Origin of the sequence: Ruania albidiflava DSM 18029, from assembly GCF_000421225.1 — a bacterium.
Lineage (GTDB): Bacteria > Actinomycetota > Actinomycetes > Actinomycetales > Beutenbergiaceae > Ruania > Ruania albidiflava.
Genome location: NZ_ATWL01000002.1, coordinates 382,516 through 401,592 on the forward strand (window position 1 = coordinate 382,516; position 19,077 = coordinate 401,592).

19 protein-coding genes are annotated in these 19,077 nt (G+C 71.3%); 18 read left to right on the forward strand and 1 reads right to left on the reverse strand.

What is annotated here, in order from left to right:
- The first annotated feature begins 16 nt into the window (after positions 1-16).
- From K338_RS20415 to K338_RS0104275, 18 genes are all read left to right on the forward strand, one after another.
- On the forward strand, positions 17-1,786 hold the full coding sequence (locus K338_RS20415; RefSeq protein ID WP_051154660.1) for a peptidoglycan D,D-transpeptidase FtsI family protein: 1,770 nt from the start codon (positions 17-19) through the stop codon (positions 1,784-1,786).
- Positions 1,776-3,347, forward strand: a complete 1,572-nt coding sequence (locus tag K338_RS0104195; RefSeq protein ID WP_245542886.1) for a UDP-N-acetylmuramoyl-L-alanyl-D-glutamate--2,6-diaminopimelate ligase — start codon at positions 1,776-1,778, stop codon at positions 3,345-3,347. The genes K338_RS20415 and K338_RS0104195 overlap by 11 nt, the downstream gene beginning before the upstream one ends.
- Complete coding sequence (locus K338_RS0104200) at positions 3,344-4,762, forward strand: UDP-N-acetylmuramoyl-tripeptide--D-alanyl-D-alanine ligase (protein ID WP_022916933.1); 1,419 nt, start codon at positions 3,344-3,346, stop codon at positions 4,760-4,762. Before K338_RS0104195 ends, K338_RS0104200 begins: the two co-directional genes overlap by 4 nt.
- Positions 4,759-5,853 carry a phospho-N-acetylmuramoyl-pentapeptide-transferase gene (mraY, locus tag K338_RS0104205; protein WP_022916934.1) on the forward strand — a complete coding sequence of 365 codons (1,095 nt, stop codon included), beginning with the start codon at positions 4,759-4,761 and terminating at the stop codon, positions 5,851-5,853. The genes K338_RS0104200 and mraY overlap by 4 nt, the downstream gene beginning before the upstream one ends.
- Positions 5,853-7,337: a UDP-N-acetylmuramoyl-L-alanine--D-glutamate ligase gene (gene murD / locus K338_RS0104210; RefSeq protein WP_022916935.1), complete on the forward strand. Its 1,485-nt coding sequence runs from the start codon at positions 5,853-5,855 to the stop codon at positions 7,335-7,337. The genes mraY and murD overlap by 1 nt, the downstream gene beginning before the upstream one ends.
- Complete coding sequence (locus K338_RS0104215) at positions 7,334-8,638, forward strand: FtsW/RodA/SpoVE family cell cycle protein (protein WP_022916936.1); 1,305 nt, start codon at positions 7,334-7,336, stop codon at positions 8,636-8,638. The genes murD and K338_RS0104215 overlap by 4 nt, the downstream gene beginning before the upstream one ends.
- Positions 8,631-9,749: an undecaprenyldiphospho-muramoylpentapeptide beta-N-acetylglucosaminyltransferase gene (murG, locus tag K338_RS0104220; protein WP_027286421.1), complete on the forward strand. Its 1,119-nt coding sequence runs from the start codon at positions 8,631-8,633 to the stop codon at positions 9,747-9,749. The genes K338_RS0104215 and murG overlap by 8 nt, the downstream gene beginning before the upstream one ends.
- Entirely contained in the window at positions 9,749-11,149 is a 1,401-nt protein-coding gene (gene murC / locus K338_RS0104225; RefSeq protein ID WP_040652726.1) for a UDP-N-acetylmuramate--L-alanine ligase, read from the forward strand. Before murG ends, murC begins: the two co-directional genes overlap by 1 nt.
- Positions 11,146-12,159, forward strand: a complete 1,014-nt coding sequence (locus tag K338_RS20420) for a cell division protein FtsQ/DivIB (protein WP_022916937.1) — start codon at positions 11,146-11,148, stop codon at positions 12,157-12,159. Before murC ends, K338_RS20420 begins: the two co-directional genes overlap by 4 nt.
- Positions 12,160-12,342: 183 nt before the next feature.
- The gene (ftsZ, locus tag K338_RS0104235) at positions 12,343-13,605 is read left to right on the forward strand and encodes a cell division protein FtsZ (protein WP_022916938.1); all 1,263 of its coding nucleotides are present in this window, start codon (positions 12,343-12,345) and stop codon (positions 13,603-13,605) included.
- Positions 13,571-14,317: a purine nucleoside phosphorylase YfiH/LACC1 family protein gene (locus tag K338_RS0104240; protein ID WP_245542887.1), complete on the forward strand. Its 747-nt coding sequence runs from the start codon at positions 13,571-13,573 to the stop codon at positions 14,315-14,317. Before ftsZ ends, K338_RS0104240 begins: the two co-directional genes overlap by 35 nt.
- 145 nt (positions 14,318-14,462) lie before the next feature.
- On the forward strand, positions 14,463-14,930 hold the full coding sequence (locus K338_RS0104245) for a cell division protein SepF (protein WP_022916940.1): 468 nt from the start codon (positions 14,463-14,465) through the stop codon (positions 14,928-14,930).
- A 2-nt stretch (positions 14,931-14,932) separates the two neighbouring features.
- Positions 14,933-15,226, forward strand: a complete 294-nt coding sequence (locus K338_RS0104250; RefSeq protein WP_022916941.1) for a YggT family protein — start codon at positions 14,933-14,935, stop codon at positions 15,224-15,226.
- A 100-nt stretch (positions 15,227-15,326) separates the two neighbouring features.
- Positions 15,327-16,088 carry a DivIVA domain-containing protein gene (locus tag K338_RS20425; RefSeq protein ID WP_022916942.1) on the forward strand — a complete coding sequence of 254 codons (762 nt, stop codon included), beginning with the start codon at positions 15,327-15,329 and terminating at the stop codon, positions 16,086-16,088.
- A gap of 87 nt (positions 16,089-16,175) precedes the next feature.
- Complete coding sequence (gene lspA / locus K338_RS20430) at positions 16,176-16,865, forward strand: signal peptidase II (RefSeq protein WP_022916943.1); 690 nt, start codon at positions 16,176-16,178, stop codon at positions 16,863-16,865.
- The gene (locus tag K338_RS0104265; protein ID WP_022916944.1) at positions 16,858-17,793 is read left to right on the forward strand and encodes an RluA family pseudouridine synthase; all 936 of its coding nucleotides are present in this window, start codon (positions 16,858-16,860) and stop codon (positions 17,791-17,793) included. Before lspA ends, K338_RS0104265 begins: the two co-directional genes overlap by 8 nt.
- Positions 17,790-18,257: a GNAT family N-acetyltransferase gene (locus tag K338_RS0104270; RefSeq protein WP_022916945.1), complete on the forward strand. Its 468-nt coding sequence runs from the start codon at positions 17,790-17,792 to the stop codon at positions 18,255-18,257. The genes K338_RS0104265 and K338_RS0104270 overlap by 4 nt, the downstream gene beginning before the upstream one ends.
- 6 nt (positions 18,258-18,263) lie before the next feature.
- On the forward strand, positions 18,264-18,731 hold the full coding sequence (locus tag K338_RS0104275; protein WP_022916946.1) for a YqaA family protein: 468 nt from the start codon (positions 18,264-18,266) through the stop codon (positions 18,729-18,731).
- A gap of 27 nt (positions 18,732-18,758) precedes the next feature.
- On the opposite strand, the gene K338_RS0104280 is transcribed toward K338_RS0104275, so the two are convergent.
- The coding region (locus K338_RS0104280) for an integrase core domain-containing protein (RefSeq protein ID WP_027286424.1) at positions 18,759-19,077 on the reverse strand (319 nt) is incomplete at its 5' end.

Genomic DNA, 19,077 nt, shown 5'->3' on the forward strand with positions numbered 1-19,077 from the left:
AGCAGGAGGAGGGCAGATGTCGAACGCGTTCACCCGGGTGGGGCAGCCGGAGAAGCGGCAGTCCGCGCTGCTGGTCGCCCTGCTGGTGGTGGTGCTGGCGATCAGCGCACGGCTGGTCTACGTGCAGATGATCGCGGGGCCCTCGCTGGCCGCCGCTGCTGAACGCGAGTACACCCGCACCTATACCGAGCACGGTGCCCGCGGGGACATCGTCGATGCCAACGGCAACGTCCTGGCCACCTCGGTGCAGACCTACCGGATCGTGGTGGACCAGCGCTTCGTACCGGAGTACCGGGCCCGGGACGACGAGGGTGAGGTGGTCGGTTACGGCGCCGCAGCGGCTGCGGAACGGCTCGCCCCGCTGCTCGACGCCGACCCGAACGACCTCGGCGCCCGGCTGGTCGGCGACGACGGGTACGTGGTCCTCGCCCGGCACGTGGCTCCGGAGGTGTGGCGGGAGATCGCCGCACTGAACATCGCTGGCATCAGTGCCGAGGAGACCTTCGAGCGGGTCTACCCGAACGGCAACACCGCCGGTCAGATCCTCGGGTGGGTGAACGCCGAGGGTGACGGGGCAGCAGGTCTGGAGTCCAGCCTGAACAACCGGCTGCTCGGCACCGACGGTGAGTTCAGCGTGCAGATCGGGGCCCAGGGTCAGGTCATCCCGACCGGTCAGCGCACCGGCACCCCCGCCCAGCCCGGCTGCACCGTGCAGCTGACCATCGACACCGACCTGCAGCACTTCTCCCAGAACGTGATCGACGAGGCTGTGGACACCTACGGGGCGGAGTGGGGCGCGGCGGTCGTGCTGGACCGGGACGGCAACATCCTCACCCTCGCCGACTCCGACGTGGTCGACCCGAACGACCCGGACACCTCCCGGTACACCGGTGCGCACTCGATCCAGGACGTCTACGACCCGGGCTCGACCGGGAAGGTGCTCACTGTGCTCAGTGCCCTGGAGGAGGGGGAGGTCACCCCGACCTCCGCCGTCGAGGATCCCTATGAGCTGACCACCGAGAACGGGCAGGTCTTCCACGACCACACCTGGCACGAGGACCAGGTGCTGACCACCACCGGTGTGCTCGCGCACTCGGCGAACACCGGTACGGTGAACATCGGCTCCCAGCTCAGCGACGAGACCAGGTACGAGTACATGCGGCTGCTCGGCTGGGGGGAGCAGAGCGGGATCGCGATGCCGGGGGAGACTGCCGGGATCCTCGAGCACCCGGACCAGTGGGACGGCCGTCAGCGGTACACGACCATGTTCGGCCAGGGCCTGAGCGTGAACCTGCTGCAGAACACCGGCGTGTTCGCCACCATCGCCAACGACGGGGTGCACATGCCACCGCAGCTCGTCGAGGGCTATGACTGCAACGGTGAGGAGATCGAGCCGGAGCGGGGCGAACCGGTGCGGGTGGTCTCCGAGGACTCCTCAGCGCAGATGATCCGGATGCTGGAGAGCGTGGTCGCCTCCGAGGAGGGCACCGGTACGCACGCGGCCATCGACGGCTACCGGGTGGCCGGCAAGACGGGAACTGCACAGATGCCCGGGGACGACGGTCAGCTCACCGAGGTCGCCGCCTCGTTCGTGGGCATCGCCCCGGCCGACGACCCGGCGATCACCGTCGGTGTGGTGATGTACAACCCGAGCAGCGGTATCTACGGTGGCACGATCGCGGCGCCGGCGTTCCAGGAGATCGCCTCGTTCGCGCTGCAGTCCCTCGGTGTGCCGCCCAGCGGTGAGCCAGCCGACCCGTACCCGCTCACCCCCGATGAGTCCTGAGCTGGGCCAGGCGGTAGATTTCGACATCATGAACACCACGGCAAGTCCGTCTGCGCGGACGACGGCGGAGCTCGCCTCCGCGTTCGGCCTCACCACCTCCGGTGGTGCGGTCCAGATCACCGGTGTGGCCCTGGACAACCGGCAGGTGCGGCCCGGCGACGTGTTCGCGGCGCTGCCCGGCGCCCACCAGCACGGTGCCTCGTTCGCCGCCGCCGCAGTGGCCGCCGGTGCCCGGGCGGTGCTCACCGACCCGGCTGGTGCACAGCTGCTGGGCGAGCTCGGTGTCCCTGTGCTGGTGGCCGACGATGTGCGCGCCGTGCTCGGGCAGGTGAGCGCCTGGGTGTACGGGGACCCGGCGGAGGGGCTGCGCACCTTCGGGGTGACCGGCACCAACGGCAAGACCACCACCACCTACCTGCTCGAGGAGGTCCTGCACCGCACCGGCCGGACCACTGGGCTGATCGGCACCGTGGAGCTCAAGGTCGGCCAGGAGCACGTGCCGGCGCGGCTCACCACCCCCGAGGCACCGGCGATCCAGGCGCTGCTGGCGCGGATGGTGTCCCGCTCGGTCACCGACCTGGTGATGGAGGTGTCCTCGCACGCCCTGGCCCAGCACCGGGTGGACGGGATCGTCTACGACCTGGTCGCCTTCACCAACCTCACCGCCGACCACCTGGACTTCCACGGCGGCATCGAGAACTACTTTGCCGTCAAGGCCGACCTGTTCACCCCGGAGCGCGCTCGCCGTGGCGTGGTGCTCGTCGACGACGAGTGGGGCCAGCGGATGGCGCGGGAAGCGCAGGTTCCGGTGGTCACCGTCAGCACCCGCCCGGACGGCCCCGATGCGGACTGGCAGGCATCGATCACCGTCGGCCGCGCCGACCACACGTCCTTCGCCCTGACCCACCGGGACGGGCGCAGCCTGTCCACGGCCATCTGGATGCCGGGCCGGTTCAACGTGGCCAACGCTGCGCTCGCGCTGGTGATGGCGCTGGAGTCCGGCCTCACCACCCGGGAGGTGCACACCTCGATCGGCGACGGGCTGCGCGCGCACGTGCCCGGCCGGATGGAGCAGGTGGCCACCCAGCCCCGCTGCATCGTGGACTTCGCGCACAATGCGGAGGCGCTCGAGCTGGTGCTGCGGGCGCTGCGCCCGACCACCAAGGGGCGGCTGCTCGTGGTCTTCGGTGCCACGGGGGAGCGGGACGTCGCCAAGCGACCGGAGATGGGCCGGGTCACCGTCGCAGGGGCGGACGTGGTGGTGATCACCGACGACGACCCGCACGACGAGGAGCCCGGGACCATCCGGCGGCAGGTGCTGGCCGGAGCCCTCGGGGCAGTGCCCGCCGCGCAGCGCGCTGGCCGCACAGTGGACGTGTTCGAGGTCGCCCCGCGCGCCGAGGCGATCCGCCGCGCTGTGCTGTCCGCCGGCCCGAACGACACGGTGCTCGTGGCCGGGCGGGGGCACGAGACCGTGCAGGAGGTCGCCGGGGTGGAGCACCACCTGGACGACCGGGCCGAGGTCCGCGCTGCGCTGGCCGAGCGCGAGTCGCACCGATGATCGCGCTCGCCCTGTCCGAGGTCGCTGCTGCCGTCGGGGCCGCCGAGCCTGCGGTGGCCGGTTCGACGCAGGTGACCGGACCAGTGGTGGTCGACTCCCGGCAGGTGAGTGCCGGCGGGCTGTTTGCTGCGATCGACGGGGAGCACGTCGACGGGCACGATTACCTCCGTGCCGCCGCCGAGGCGGGTGCCGTGGCCGCTCTGGTCTCCCGCGCGGTGCCGGACGCCCCGATCCCCGCTCTGCACGTGCCGGACGTGCCGGCCGCGCTCGGGGCGCTCGCCCGGGAGGTGCTCTCCCGGCTGCGGGAGCGGACCGGTCTGCAGGTGGTTGCGATCACCGGATCGGTGGGCAAGACCACCACCAAGGACGTGCTCGCCCAGCTGCTCGCCCCGCTCGGTCACGTGATCGCCCCGGTCGGCTCGTTCAACAACGAGATCGGCCTGCCGCTGACCGTGCTCCGCGCGGACGAGAGCACCCAGGTGCTGGTGCTGGAGATGGGGGCGGACGCTCCCGGCAACCTCACCTACCTCACCTCGATCGCCCCGCCCGACGTCGCCGTGGTGCTCGTCGTCGGCCGCGCCCACCTGGGCGGCTTCGGCAGCGTCGAGGGCATCGCGGCTGCGAAGGCCGAGCTGGTGCAGGGGCTGCGCAGCGACGGTGTGGCGGTGCTGAACGCCGACGACGCCCGGGTGGCTGCGATGGCCGAGGTCGCTGCTGGTCGCGAGGTGCTCAGCTATGGCACCACGGCTGCGGCCCAGGTGCGCGCCGAGAACGTGCGCACCGATGCTGCCGGCCGGGTGTGCTTCACCCTTCGCACCAGCTCCGGCTCCGCCGAGATCGCCACCGGGCTCGTCGGCCTCCACCACACCACCAACGTGCTCGCCGCCGCCACCGCAGCGCTCGCGCTCGGTCAGCCGCTGGACCAGGTCGCCCAGGCTGCAGGTGGGGCCCGGCCGCTGAGCCCGCACCGGATGCAGGTCACCGAGGCCGGTGGGATCACTGTGGTCGACGACGCCTACAACGCCAACCCGGACTCGATGCGTGCCGCGCTCCAGGCGTTGGCGGTGCTCGGTGCCCAGCGGCGTACGGTCGCCGTGCTCGGCGAGATGCTTGAGCTTGGCCCCACCAGCGCCGAGGAGCACGCCGCGATCGGCGTGGAGACAGCACGCACCGGGGTGCAGCTGCTGGTGACGGTCGGCTCCGGTGCCGAACCGATTGCGGACGCTGCGCGCGCGGCGGGCGTGTCCCAGGTGCATGCGACCGCTAGCCTCGAGGAGGCCGAGGGGCTGCTGGCAAGACTGATCACGGAGGGCGATGTGGTGCTGGTGAAGTCCTCCAACGGTGCCGGGTTGATGCACCTGGCCGACCGCCTGGTGGCCGGGGAGCTCGCGGCAGGCGGGGAGGACCGTCGGTGAAAGGGATCCTCTTCTCCGGTGCGGGCGCACTGATCATCTCGCTGCTGTGCACCCCGTTGTTCATCCGCTTCCTCGTGCACCGCAACTACGGGCAGTTCATCCGCCAGGACGGCCCGACGGCACACTTCACCAAGCGCGGCACCCCCACGATGGGCGGGGTGGTGATCATCGTCGCCACCCTGGTCGCCTACGCCTTCGCCAGTGCCCTGACCGGCAACGTGCCCAGCGCCTCCGGGCTGCTGCTGCTCTTCCTCATGGTCGGCCTGGGGGTCGTCGGCTTCCTGGACGACTTCACCAAGATCACCCGGCAGCGTTCGCTCGGCCTGAGCCCGACCTGGAAGATCATCGGGCAGGGAGTGGTCGGCGTGCTCTTCTCCGTGCTCGCCCTGCAGTTCCCGAACGATCGGTTCCGCACACCTGCCAGCACGCACATCTCCTTCACCCGCGACCTCGGCCTGGACCTCGCGTTCGCCGGCACCGTCGTCGGACTGATCCTGTTCGTCATCTGGGCGAACTTCCTCATCACCGCCTGGTCCAACGCCGTCAACCTCACCGACGGGCTGGACGGGCTGGCCACCGGTGCGAGCATCTTCGTCTTCGCCGCCTACACGTTGGTGAGCATCTGGCAGATGAACCAGAACTGCCAGGTGCTGGCCAGCGTCGGCCCAGGGTGCTACGAGGTCCGCGACCCGCGCGACCTGGCGATGATCACGGCCGCGATCGTCGGCGCCTGCTTCGGCTTCCTGTGGTGGAATGCCTCCCCGGCGAAGATCTTCATGGGGGACACCGGTGCGCTGGCCCTGGGGGGCGCGCTGGCCGGGCTGACCATCCTCACCCGCACCGAGATCCTCGGGGCGATCATCGGCGGGCTGTTCGTCATCATCATCATCTCCGACGTGATCCAGATCGGGTTCTTCAAGGCCACCGGCCGGAGGGTGTTCAAGATGGCACCGTTGCACCATCACTTCGAGCTGATGGGCTGGGGTGAGGTGACCATCGTGATCAGGTTCTGGATCATCGCCGCCCTGTTCGCCGGCGCCGGCTTCGGGCTGTTCTACGCCGACTGGGTCTGGGTCACCCAGGGCACGTGATGGGACCGACGACGATCGACGAGCTGCGCGGCCGCCGGGTGCTCGTCGCCGGCCTCGGCGCTTCCGGCCGCTCCGCGGTCGACGTGCTCACCGAGATCGGCGCCGACGTGGTGGCTGCTGACGCCGACCCCACTGTGGCCGACCGGGTGGAGCTGCCACCGCAGGTGGCCCTGGTCGCCGATCCCCACCCGGACCGGCTCGCCGAGCGCGCCCTGCTCACCGAGCCGGACCTGGTGGTCACCTCGCCCGGATGGAACCCCCGCACCCCGCTGCTGGCCCGCGCCCGGGCCGAGGTGATCAGCGAGGTGGAGCTGGCCTGGCGGATCGCACCCCCGGGGATCCGTTGGCTCACGTTGACCGGCACCAACGGGAAGACCACCACGGTCGGGATGCTCGCCTCGATCCTGGCGGCGCACGGCTGGCAGGCCCCGGCCGTGGGCAACGTGGGCACCCCGATCGCCGCCACGGTGCTCGCCGCCCGTAGCGCGGAGCGGCCGCTGGATGCGCTCGCCGTGGAGCTGTCCAGCTTCCAGCTGCACTACACCCGCACGCTCGTCCCGCTCGCCGCTGCCTGTCTGAACGTTGATGCCGACCACCTGGACTGGCACGGGTCGATGAACGCCTACGTGGCTGCGAAGGCCCGGATCTACGCCCGCACCCGGGTGGCCTGCGTGTACAACACCGCTGACCCGTGCACGCGGCAGATGGTGGAGCAGGCGGACGTGACCGAGGGGGCCCGGGCGGTCGGCTTCACCCTGGGTACCCCGGCCGTGGGGGAGGTCGGGATGGTCGAGGACGTCCTGGCCGACCGGGCCTTCGTCCCGCACCGGGCCAGCCACGCTGCCGAGCTGGGCACCCTGGCCGACCTGGCGCACCTGGCCGAGGCCGGCGGCGGGGCCGCCGGGCCCGACGGCCGGGACCGGCCGTCGGTGCCGCGGCACGTCGTCGCCAACGCCCTGGCCGCCGCCGCTCTGGCTCGGGCAGCCGGAGTGGGACCGGCGGACGTGGCCGCAGGACTGCGCACCTACACCACCGGTCCGCACCGGATGCAGACTGTGGCCGAGATCGACGGTGTGCGGTACATCGACGACTCCAAGGCCACCAATGCGCACGCCGCTGCCGCGGCGCTGGCAGCCATGCCCGAGGGCGGGGCCGTGTGGATCGCCGGCGGGCTGGCCAAGGGTGCGCAGTTCGACGAGCTGGTGGCGACCTTCGCGAGCAAGCTGCGTGCCGCCGTCGTGATCGGTACCGATCCGGAGCCGATCACCAGCGCACTTTCCCGACACGCGCCCGACGTCCCGCGCCTGGTGGTGCCCGCTGGCGACACTGAGGTCATGACCACCGCCGTGACCCGCGCCGCCGGTCTCGCACGCCCCGGCGACGTGGTCCTGCTCGCGCCGGCCTGCGCCTCGATGGACCAGTTCGTCTCCTACGCCGATCGCGGTGAGCAGTTCGCCACCGCCGTGCGGCAGGTGCGGCCATGAGCACGCTGACCGCCCCGGCCCGACGTGCGCGCCCGACCGGCTCCCGCCGCACCCGGCCGCCCGCCCGGAAGCAGCGCCGTGCCCCCTGGGCGCAGAGCGTCGCCTGGCAGTCGCCGGTCACCACCTACTACCTGATCGGCGGGGTGAGCATCCTGCTGCTGGTGCTCGGCCTGGTGATGGTGCTCTCCTCCTCCTCGATCTACGCGCTGAACGCCACCGAGGGCACCAACCCGTTCGCGGACTTCGTCGGCCAGGCCAGCTATGCGCTGATCGCCCTGCCCGTGGCCTACCTGATGTCTCGGTTGCCGGTACGTGCCTACCGGGCGCTGGCCTGGCCGGCCATGCTCGGCACGCTCGCGATGCAGGTGCTGGTGTTCACCCCGATGGTGCTCGCAGACGGTGGCAACGCGAACTGGGTGGCCATCGGCCCGATCGTGCTGCAGCCCTCGGAGTTCGCCAAGTTCGGGCTGGCGCTGTGGCTCGGTGCGGTGCTCGCCACCAAGGGCAAGCTGCTGAAGCACTGGTCGCACGTGATCTTCCCGGCACTGCTGGTCTCCGCACTCTTCCTCGGCACCGTGCTGTACTCCCACGACCTGGGGACCGCACTGGTGTTCATCGCCCTGGTCGCCGGAGCGCTCTGGGTGGCCGGTGTGCCGACCTCGAAGTTTGTCGTCGCCGGATGCGCGGTCACCGCCCTGGTCGCCGCCCTGGCGGTGTCTTCGGAAAGCCGTACCCGGCGCATCTTGGACTTCCTCGGCATGGGTGCTGAGACCGACGCCCACGACACCGGCTACCAAAGCGTGCGCGCCCTGTGGGGGCTGGGGTCCGGCGGGCTCTCCGGAGTGGGTCTGGGAGCCTCGAAGGAGAAGTGGCTGTGGCTGCCGGCCGGGGACAACGACTTCATCTTCGCGATCATCGGCGAGGAGCTGGGTCTGCTCGGCGCCCTGCTGGTGCTCGCCCTGTTCGTGGCCCTGGCGGTCGGGCTGTGCCGCCTGATCGCCCGGCACCCAGACCCGTTCGTGAAGATCACCACCGCCGCCGTCGGCTGCTGGATCCTCGGTCAGGCGATGATCAACATCGGTGTGGCGATCGGCCTGTTCCCAGTGATCGGGCTCCCGCTCCCGCTGGTGTCCAAGGGCGGATCCTCCCTGGTGACGACGATCGCCGGGCTGGCCATGGTGCTCGCTTTCGCGCGGGACGAGCCAGGCGCCCGGGAGGCGCTGGCCGCCCGCCGCGGCTCCATGCGCCGTTCTCTGGCGGTGATCTCCGGACGGGTAGGTACGAGGCGCAGGCGTGGCTGAGCGCATCGTCCTGGCCGGTGGCGGCTCGGCGGGACATGTGAACCCCATGCTCGCCACCGCAGCAGAGCTGCGCCGGCGCCGTCCGGACACCGAGCTGGTGCTGCTCGGCACGGCCGACGGGCTCGAGGCCGAGCTCGTGCCCGCCGCCGGGTTCGAGCTCACCGTGATCGAGAAGGTGCCGCTGCCGCGCCGTCCGTCCGCCGACGTGCTGCGCTTCCCGCGCCGCTGGCGCGCAGCCACCGCCACCGCTCGCAAGGTGGTCGCCGGTGCAGCTGCCGTCGTCGGCTTCGGCGGGTACGTCGCCACCCCGGCCTACCTGGCCGGTCGCGCACTGGGCGTACCGATCGTGGTGCACGAGCAGAACGCACGACCCGGGCTGGCCAACCGGCTCGGTGCCCGCTGGGCCGCCGCCGTCGGGATCACCTTCGAGGGCACACCGTTGCCGAAGGCGCGCCTGGTCGGCCTGCCGTTGCGCCCAGCGATCGCTCAGCTGGTCCGTGACCGGGCCGTCGATCCCGAGGCACGGGCCCGCGCCGGTGCTGAGGCCTGCGGGCTGGACCCGGACCGGACCACTGTGTTGGTCACCGGTGGCTCCCTGGGCGCGGCGCGGCTGAACGCCACCGTGCCCCGGCTCGCCAGTGCCCTGGTCGAGGCGGGCGCCCAGGTGCTGCACCTGACCGGGAAGGGTAAGTCTTCCGCTGTGCTCGATCTCCTCGAAGCGGCACAGCCTCCGGTGCGGGAGCACTACCACGTGCGCGAGTACCTCACCGAGATGGAGCAGGCGCTCGCCTGCGCAGACCTGGTGGTCAGCCGCGCCGGCGCCGGGATGGTCAGCGAGCTCGCCGCACTGGGCGTCCCGGCGGTCTACGTGCCCCTGCCGGTCGGCAACGGTGAGCAACGGCTCAACGCCCGCCCAGTGGTCTCCGCCGGTGGCGGGCTGCTGGTGGCCGACCACGAGCTGACCCCGGACTGGCTCCGAGCGCACCTGCTGCCACTGGTCAGCGATGCCGACCAACGTGCCCAGATGGGGGCCGACGCCGCCCGTGCCGGGATCACCGACGCCGCCGCCCGGCTGACCGACCTGGTCCTCGACGTGTCCAGGAGCCGGTGATGCGAGCACACTTCGTGGCCATCGGTGGTGCCGGGATGTCGGTGATCGCCGAGCTGATGCTCGCCCAGGGGCAGACGGTGAGCGGTTCGGACCGGGCGGACTCGCCCGTGCTACGCCGCCTGGCCGGCCTCGGTGCCACCGTGCACGTGGGACACGATGCCGGCCACGTGGCCGGTGCCGACCTGGTGGTGGTCTCCACCGCGATCGCCGCGGACAACCCCGAGGTCGTCGCGGCCCGGGAGCAGGGCATCGAGGTGGTGCACCGCTCGCAGGCGCTGGCCCGGGTCGCTGCGGGTCAGGACTTCGTGGCCGTAGCCGGTGCGCACGGCAAGACCACCACCTCGGCGATGCTTGCCCTCGCCCTGTCCGACCTGGGCCAGGACCCCAGCTACGCGATCGGTGCCGGGCTGCGTGGTCGCGGCAGCGGCGGACACCTCGGCACCGGTGGCGTGTTCGTGGCCGAGGCAGACGAGTCCGACGGCTCGTTCCTGGCCTACCACCCGCGGGTCGCCGTGGTGACGAACATCGAGCCGGACCACCTGGACCACTACGGCACACCAGATGCCGTGCACCAGGCCTTCGCGGACTTCGCGGACCGGATCGTGCCCGGTGGCCTGCTCGTCGCCTGCACCGACGACCCTGGTGCTGCCGCCCTGGCCCGCCAGGCCGCAGCCGTCGGCACCAGGGTGCTCGGCTACGGGACGATGCCGGTGCAGGGCGGTCCGCCCGAGCAGGTGCAGGTGCGGGTGCGCGAGCTGCACGGCAGCGGCTCTCGTGCCGAGCTGGTCGCCACGGACGTCTCCGGACGGACCAGCGATCCGGTCGAGCTGGTGCTGCCGGTCCCCGGTGAGCACAACCTGCGCAACGCCACCGCCGCCTGGTGCGCGGGCCGGGAGCTCGGCGCCGACCCGGTGGCCCTGGCCCGGGCGCTCGGGTCCTTCACCGGAACGGCGCGGCGGTTCGAGGACCGGGGGAGTGCCGGTGGCGTGCGGGTGGTCGACGACTACGCGCACCACCCGACCGAGGTGGCGGCGTTGCTGGCCACCGCCCGGCAGGTCGCCGGAGCCGGGCGGGTGCTGGTGCTGTTCCAGCCGCACCTGTTCTCCCGCACCGAGGCGTTCGCGACCGACTTCGCTCGCGCGCTGACGGCTGCCGACGCCGTGGTGCTCACCGCGATCTTCCCGGCACGGGAGGAGCCGCGCCCCGGCATCACCTCCGCGCTGGTCGCCGAGCGCGTCCCCGGGGCGCGGTACCTGGCCGACCACGAGGCTGCTGCGCACGCCGTCGCCGACCTGGCCCGCCCCGGTGACCTGGTGCTCACTGTCGGTGCAGGTGACGTCACCGCACTGGCGCCGGTGATCCTGGAGCGGATCGAGGCACGGGCTCGGGAGCGATCGTGAGGGCACCGACGCAGCCGAAGGTCCGCTCCAGCCAGCGCCGACCGGCAGCCGAGCAGACACCAGCCCAGCGCCGGCGCACCGCCCGCGCCGGCACGGCGAAGCCGCTGAGCGCAACGGCCTCCAGGACCAGGGGGAAGGGCACACCGGAGACTCCCCGGAAGGCTGCCCGTGCCAGCGCCGCGAAGACCACCCGCAGCACGACGCCGGTCCCCGTCGCGCCGCGGTCCGCCGAGCTGGCGGCACCGCTACGGGACCGACCGCGGGTCTCCGCCCAGTTCGCCGATCGGCTCGCAGAACGCAAGGCCGCAGTGCGCCGGCTGCGGTGGCGTACGGTCGCACTGGCCGTCCTCGGTGTGCTGCTGGTCACCGGCTGCGCCTACGTGCTGCTCTTCTCCTCGCTGCTCGCGCTGCGCAGCGGTGAGATCGAGGTGCAGGGCACGAACCAGATCGTCTCGGAGGAGGAGGTGCTCGCCGTCGCTGCCGGGGCGGAGGGCACGCCGCTGGCGCGGCTGGACACCGCCGGTCTGGTGGAGCAGCTGCACGAGATCGTGGGTGTGCAGGACGCGCGGGTGCAGCGGGACTGGCCGCACGGGCTGCAGATCACCATCGAGCCGCGAGTGCCGGTAGCGGTGGTCGCAGACGGCCAGGAGGTGGTGGTCCTGGACGATGTGGGTGTCGAGCTCCGCCGTCAGCAGGAGGCGCCGGAGAACCTTCCCCTGGTGGACGTGCCGCTGGGGGAGGAGGGCACCGCCGGTTCGCTGGCCGCGGTGCTGGAGGTGCTCGGTGCACTCCCCGAGGACCTGCTCGCGGAGGTCACCGCGGCCAGCGCCCCCTCCTCGAACCAGGTCCAGCTCGAGCTCGCTGACGGCGTCGAGGTGTTCTGGGGCGGCTCGGCGGAGAACGCGCTCAAGGTGCAGGTGCTGCAGACGTTGCGCCAGGTGGAGGCCACCGGGTACGACGTGTCCGCCCCGCGTGCACCGATCACCATCGGCGAGCCGGATCCGGACTGAGGACACGCCGACGTCCAGACACGCCGGTCGGTCGGCGACACGCGCGACACACCCGCCGATGTCGTTGCCGAACCAGGGCGTGGCACCTAGCGTCATCAATGCCAGAAAATGACATAACTCTAAGCCTCAGGTTGAGGTTGAGGGTTGAGAGTAGCAACCGAGCACCGAACGAGAGGGATCGACGTGGCGGCACCGCAGAACTACCTGGCGGTCATCAAGGTGGTCGGCATCGGCGGCGGCGGAGTGAACGCCGTCAACCGGATGATCGAGGTCGGGTTGAAGGGCGTGGAGTTCATCGCCATCAACACCGACGCACAAGCACTGCTGATGAGCGACGCCGACGTCAAGCTCGACGTCGGACGAGAGCTGACCCGGGGCCTGGGCGCCGGTGCCGACCCGGAGGTCGGCAAGAAGGCGGCCGAGGACCACGCGGAGGAGATCGAGGAGGTCCTGCGCGGGGCCGACATGGTCTTCGTCACCGCCGGTGAGGGTGGTGGTACCGGTACCGGCGGCGCTCCGGTGGTGGCCAAGATCGCCCGCTCGCTCGGTGCGCTGACCATCGGTGTGGTCACCCGTCCGTTCACCTTCGAGGGCCGCCGGCGCGGAGTGCAGGCCGATGCCGGCATCGACGCGCTGCGCGCCGAGGTGGACACGCTGATCACGATCCCGAACGACCGGCTGCTGTCCATCAGCGACCGGAACGTCTCGGTCCTGGACGCCTTCAAGTCCGCCGACCAGGTACTCCTCTCCGGTGTGCAGGGCATCACCGACCTGATCACCACCCCCGGCCTGATCAACCTCGACTTCGCCGACGTGAAGTCAGTGATGCAGGGCGCCGGCAGTGCGCTGATGGGCATCGGGTCCGCCCGCGGGGACGACCGTGCCGTGCAGGCCTCGGAGCTGGCGATCTCCTCGCCGTTGCTGGAAGCCAGCATCGATGGCGCGCACGGGGTGCTGCTGTCCATCCAGGGTGGCAGCGACCTGGGGCTCTTCGAGATCCACGAGGCGGCCCGGCTGGTCCAGGAGGCAGCGCACCCGGAGGCGAACATCATCTTCGGTGCGGTGATCGACGACGCACTCGGCGACGAGGTGCGTGTCACCGTGATCGCCGCCGGCTTCGACTCCGGCGCGCCGCAGCCCAATGCACAGCCGGAGCCGGTCACCCGAGCGGCGCCCCGCACCCAGGAGCCGCCGGCCGCTGCACCACCGGTCCCACCGGCAGCACCCGCCCGCGAGGTGCCGCAGCAGGCCCAGGAGGCCCGGCCGGCCCCCACCACCGCACCCGCCCCGGAGCCTGCAGTGAGCACCGAGCCACCACGGCAGCCGGTGCCAGTGGCGCAGTCGACGCCTCCGAACCAGGGTGCGCCGGTGGAGGTGCCGCACGTCTTCGACGAGGAGCCGCGCCGCCGCGATGATGACCTGGACGTTCCCGACTTCCTCAAGTGAGGTGCTGACCGCAGAGCTCGGTGCGGGCACCTGGGCGGCCTTCACCACCCGCGCCGGGGGTGTGAGCGAGGGCGAGCACGCTTCGCTCAACCTGGGCGCAGGTGTCGGGGACGCCCCGGAGGCAGTGGCCCGCAACCGGGGCATCCTCGCCCGCACGGCCGACGCACCTGTTGCGTTCGTGCGTCAGGTGCATGGTGTGGACGTGTTCCGGTGGGACGCCCAGGCCGTCCCCGCGCTGGGGGAGGAGCCGGTGGCGGACATCGTCCTGACCACCGCGGCCGGAGCCGCGGTGGCAGTCCTGGTCGCCGACTGCGTCCCGGTGCTGCTGGCCGGGCCGGGCGGTGTCGCGGCCGTGCATGCGGGCCGCAAAGGGGTGCTCGCTGGTGCGGTCCCGACCGCGGTCGCAGCACTAGCAGAGGAGGGGGTGACCGTCACGCACGCGGCGATCGGCCCCTCGATCTGCGGACGCTGCTACGAGGTGCCCCGAGCGCTGCGCACCGAGGCCTCCGCCCAGCTGGCGGAGCTGCACGCCACCACGTCCTGGGGCACCCCTGCGCTCGACCTGCCCGCCGGTGTGCACGCCCAGCTGCACGCTGCCGGGATCACTCGTGTGGATCACCAGGCGATCTGCACCCTGGAGGACGAGCGGTTCTTCTCCTACCGGCGCAGCGGCGTGTGCGGGCGGTTCGCCGGTGTGGTCCGGCTGGACTGAACCCTGTCGCCCACCTGCGTCACCGTCGCCCACCGACACCTGCGACACGCCGCCGGTGGTGCCGACGTTGCGGGCCCGGCCTGGTCTAGCGTCGGAAGCGACCACTTCCCCACCCGGCATCCGCCGGACCGAACGAGGAGCAGGCATGGGAGCGCTGCGCAAGACGATGCTGTACCTCGGCCTCTCCGAGGCCGACCCGGAGAACGAGGACCGGTACGCCGAGACGTCCTACGAGCAGGACTACTCCGACTACGACGAGGTTGAGGAGACACAGGACGTGCAGGAGGCTCAGGTGACCCCGATCAGCCAGGCGGCGTCGCACAACGCGCAAGGGTTGCGCCGCATCACCACTGTGCACCCGCGCACCTACACCGACGCGAAGTCGATCGGTGAGGCGTTCCGCGCCGGCACCCCGGTGATCATGAACCTCACCGACATGACCGACGCCGAGGCGAAGCGCCTGGTGGACTTCTCCGCCGGGCTGATCTTCGGCCTGCGCGGTACGATCGAGCGCGTGACCAACAAGGTGTTCCTCCTCTCCCCGGCTGCGGTCGAGGTGGCCAGCGAGCGGCACGAGGTCGAGTCGAAGTCCCGCTTCTTCAACCAGAGCTGACGGTGCAGTGGCTGTTCGGCATCGCCTATCTGCTCGTCCTGCTGTTCGTCGTCGCGCTCCTCGTGCGGATGGCCTTCGACTGGGTGATGTACTTCGCGCGTGAGTGGAAACCGCGTGGAGTGGCGCTGCTGGCAGCCGAAGCCGTGTTCAGCGTGACCGACCCGCCGCTGAAAGCGCTGCGTCGGCTGATCCCGCCGCTGCGGCTGGGCGGTATGGCCCTGGACGTCGCCTTCCTCATCATCCTGGTGGTGAGCTGGGTGCTCCTGGGTATCCTTGGCCAGTTCGTACCCGCGTGACGCGTAGCAGCACGGGATCCGCTACCGTACCTGTGGGATCAGTTGGAAGACCTCCGTCGGTGACCCGCCGACCCGACCGAAACAGACCGAGGTGACGACTATGGCTCTGCTCACCGCAGACGACGTCCTCAACAAGAAGTTCCAGCCCACCAAGTTCCGCGAGGGGTACGACCAGGACGAGGTGGATGACTTCCTCGACGAGGTCGTCAACACGCTGCGCGTGGTCGGCGGCGAGAACGAAGAGCTGAAGGCCAAGCTGGAGGCGGCGGAGCGACGTATCGCCGAGCTCTCCGGCGGTGCAGCCCCGGCCCCGACCCCGGAGGGGTCCGCGGACGAGACCACCCAGTTCAGCCCGGTGCAGGCACCGGCAGCCCCGTCCGGTGCCGAGCAGACGGAGCCCGCTCCGTCCGCCACGTCGGCCGACGAGTCCGCCGCCGCCGAGGCCGAGGCTCCCGCCCCGGAGCCGGCTCCCGCGGCGACCTCCGCCGCCGAGGCCGCTGCCCCGGCCGCAGCCGCGAACGAGCCGGAGTCGGCCACGGGTATGCTGCAGCTGGCCCAGCGCCTGCACGACGAGTACGTCAACAACGGCAAGGCCGAGGCAGACCGGCTGGTCTCCGAGGCGCGCGCCGAGGGCGAGCGGCTCACCCGTGAGGCGGACGAGCAGCGTCACCGCACGCTCAGCCAGCTGGAGAGCGAACGGTCCCTGCTGGAGCGCAAGATCGACGAGCTGCGCGTGTTCGAGCGGGACTACCGCACCCGGCTGAAGAGCTACCTGGAGGGTCTGCTCAGCGACGTCGAAGGCCGCGGCAGCATCTCCTCCCAGTACGCCTCGGGCGAGCACACCGACCTGCGCCGCCCATGAGGCCGCTGGCGCACTGACACCGACCGACGGCGGGCCCCCGGGGTATCTGGGGGCCCGCCGTCGTCATGACCACCGAGGAGAGCACCGATGGGCCAGCGGGGCCAGGAGCAGCGGCCGCGACGAGGACTGATCGCGCTGGTCGCCATCCTCACTCTCGTCGTGCTGGTGATCGACCAGGCCAGCAAGCAGGTCGTGGTGAACACTCTCGAGGTCGGGCAGTTCCACCCGCTGCTCGGCGACTTCCTCGGTCTGAGCCTGGTGTTCAACCCGGGTGCGGCGTTCTCCCTCGCCGAGGGCTCCACCTGGGTGTTCACGATCGCGGCGGTGGTGGTGACCGTGGTGATCGTGCGCATCTCCCGCCGCTTGGGGTCCCGTGGTTGGGCGGTAGCCCTGGGAGCGCTGCTCGGCGGGACGCTGGGCAACCTCGGCGACCGGCTGTTCCGCGAACCAGGTTTTGCCGTGGGGCACGTGGTGGACTTCATCAACTACAACGGCTGGTTCGTCGGCAACGTGGCCGACATCGCGATCGTGCTCTCCGCGGTCGCCATCGCGGTGCTCTCCTTCGGCGGCATCGGCGTGGACGGCCAGCGGGCCGCAGGCTCCCAGCGGGACGGCGCACCCGCCGAGGGCAAGCACGTCGCCACGCCTGCGGACGAGCAGGAGCCGGCCGAGGACGAGGCCGGGGATCCCGACGAGGCCGGTGCGGCCGACAGCCCCGCGCAGCAGGACGGTCCGACCCGCCCGGCAGCACCGAAGCGGACGTCCGCCGATGGCTGACCGTCGCTCCCTGCCGGTGCCCGACGGTCTGGCCGGCCAGCGGGTCGATGCAGCGCTGTCCCGGCTGCTCGGGATGAGCCGGACCAAGGTCGCCGACCTCGCCGCCGCCGGAGCGGTGACGATGGACGGGCAGGTCCTCGGCAAGTCGGACCGGCTGCGCGCCGGAGCCTGGCTGGATGTGGTGCTGCCGGATCTGGCCGCCGAGCCTCCGCCGCCACCAGAACCGGTTCCTGGGATGGCGATCCGCTTCGACGACGACGACGTGGTGGTCGTGGACAAGCCGGTCGGGGTGGCTGCACACCCCAGTCCAGGCTGGCAGGGTCCGACGGTCGTGGGTGCGCTGGCCGCGGCCGGGTACCGGGTGTCCACCTCTGGCGCAGCCGAGCGGCAGGGCGTGGTGCACCGCCTGGACGTGGGTACGTCCGGGCTGATGGTGGTGGCGAAGAGCGAACGGGCGTACACCGTGCTGAAGCGGGCGTTCAAGGAACGGACCGTGACCAAGGTGTACCACGCCGTCGTCCAGGGCCATCCGGACCCGACCACCGGCACCATCGACGCCCCGATCGGCCGCCACCCGGACCACCACTACCGGTGGGCGGTGGTCGCCGACGGCAGACCGAGCATCACCCACTACCAGACTGTGGAGGCGATGCCCGGCGCCACCCTGCTGGAGGTGCACCTGGAGACTGGGCGCACCCACCAGATCCGGGTGCACGCTGCCGCGATCGGGCACCCGTGCGTGGGGGACGTCACGTATGGCGCCGACCCTCGGCTGGCCGAACGGCTCGACCTGCACCGGCAGTGGCTGCACGCCATGCGGCTCGGCTTCGCCCACCCCGCCAGCGGTGACTGGGTGGAGGTGACCAGCGAGTACCCCGACGACCTGGCCGTTGCCCTGGCCACGTTGCGGGAGAGCACGCTGCGATGACCAGGCCAGCAGAGGTGCAGGTGCTCCGGGTCGCTGATGCGGCAGGTCTGCAGCGGGTGCACGCGCTGCGCTTCGAGGTGTTCGTGGCAGAGCAGGACGTGCCGCTGGCCGAAGAGCTGGACGAGCGCGACCACCTGCCCGGTGCGGTGCACCTGCTGGCCGTGGCCGACGGGCAGGACCTGGGCACGGCGCGGCTGCTGGTCGAGGAACCCGGCACCGTGCACGTGACCCGGGTGGCGGTCCGTGCCAGCAGTCGCGGCCAGGGCATCGGCCGGGCGTTGATGGTCGAGGCGGAACGCATCGCCCTGGCCGAGCACGCCACCAGCGGGCAGGTGCAGGTCGAGCTGTCCGCCCAGGAGAGCGCACTCGGGTTCTACACCGCGCTCGGTTACCAGATCGGCACGGAGAGGTATCTGGACGCCGGCATCTGGCACCGGGACGCCGGCAAGACGCTGACCGGCTGAGCGGCGATGTGGGAGCTGGCCGCTGCGTTCGGCTACTGCGCGCTCTCGGCGGTGGTGATGGTGCTGCCGGCCGAGCTGTACCTGCTCGGTGCGGCAGCGTGGACCGATGTTCCGGGCATCTGGTTGGCGCTGGCCGGAGCGGTCGGGCAGGTGGCCGGAAAGATGCTCTCGTACCTGGTCGGCCGAGGGGTGCTCTCCACCGAGCGGCTGCGCACCCGCACCCAGGGCCGCTGGGTGCAGCGGATGACCCGGGTGGAGGACTGGTGCTCCGAGCACGGATGGGGACCGGCGGCGGTGACGTTCGTCAGCGCCTTCTCCGGGCTGCCGCCGTACGCGCTGGTCGCGGTGCTGGCTGGGGCGCTGCGGATGCCGTGGTGGCTGTTCGCCGCCGTGTCCGTACTGGGCCGGTTCCTGCGGTTCTGGGCGGTGGTGACCATCCCGCACCTGCTGCCGGGCACGCTGTTCGGCCTCTGAGCTAGGTGTACCCGGCCAGGAGGTTGGTTACAGGCGGCTGGTGGGAGGTAGTCCACCGAGTGCGCTGTGGCCACGGACAGTGTTGTAAGTTTCCAGCCAGGGTGCAAGGGCGGCTTGGCGGTCGTGGTTGCTGGTGAAGGTTTGGCGGTAGGCCCACTCGGTGGCCAGGGTCCGGTTGAACCTCTCGACCTTGCCGTTCTGCCACGGGCAGTGGGGTTTGATGAATTTCTGCTGGATGCCGAGGTCGGCACAGATCCCGCGCAGTGACCACTTGTAGGCCCAGGCGTTGTCGGTCATCAGGCGCTCGATTCTGGTGATGCCGTGCTCGGCGAAGTGGGCAGCTGCG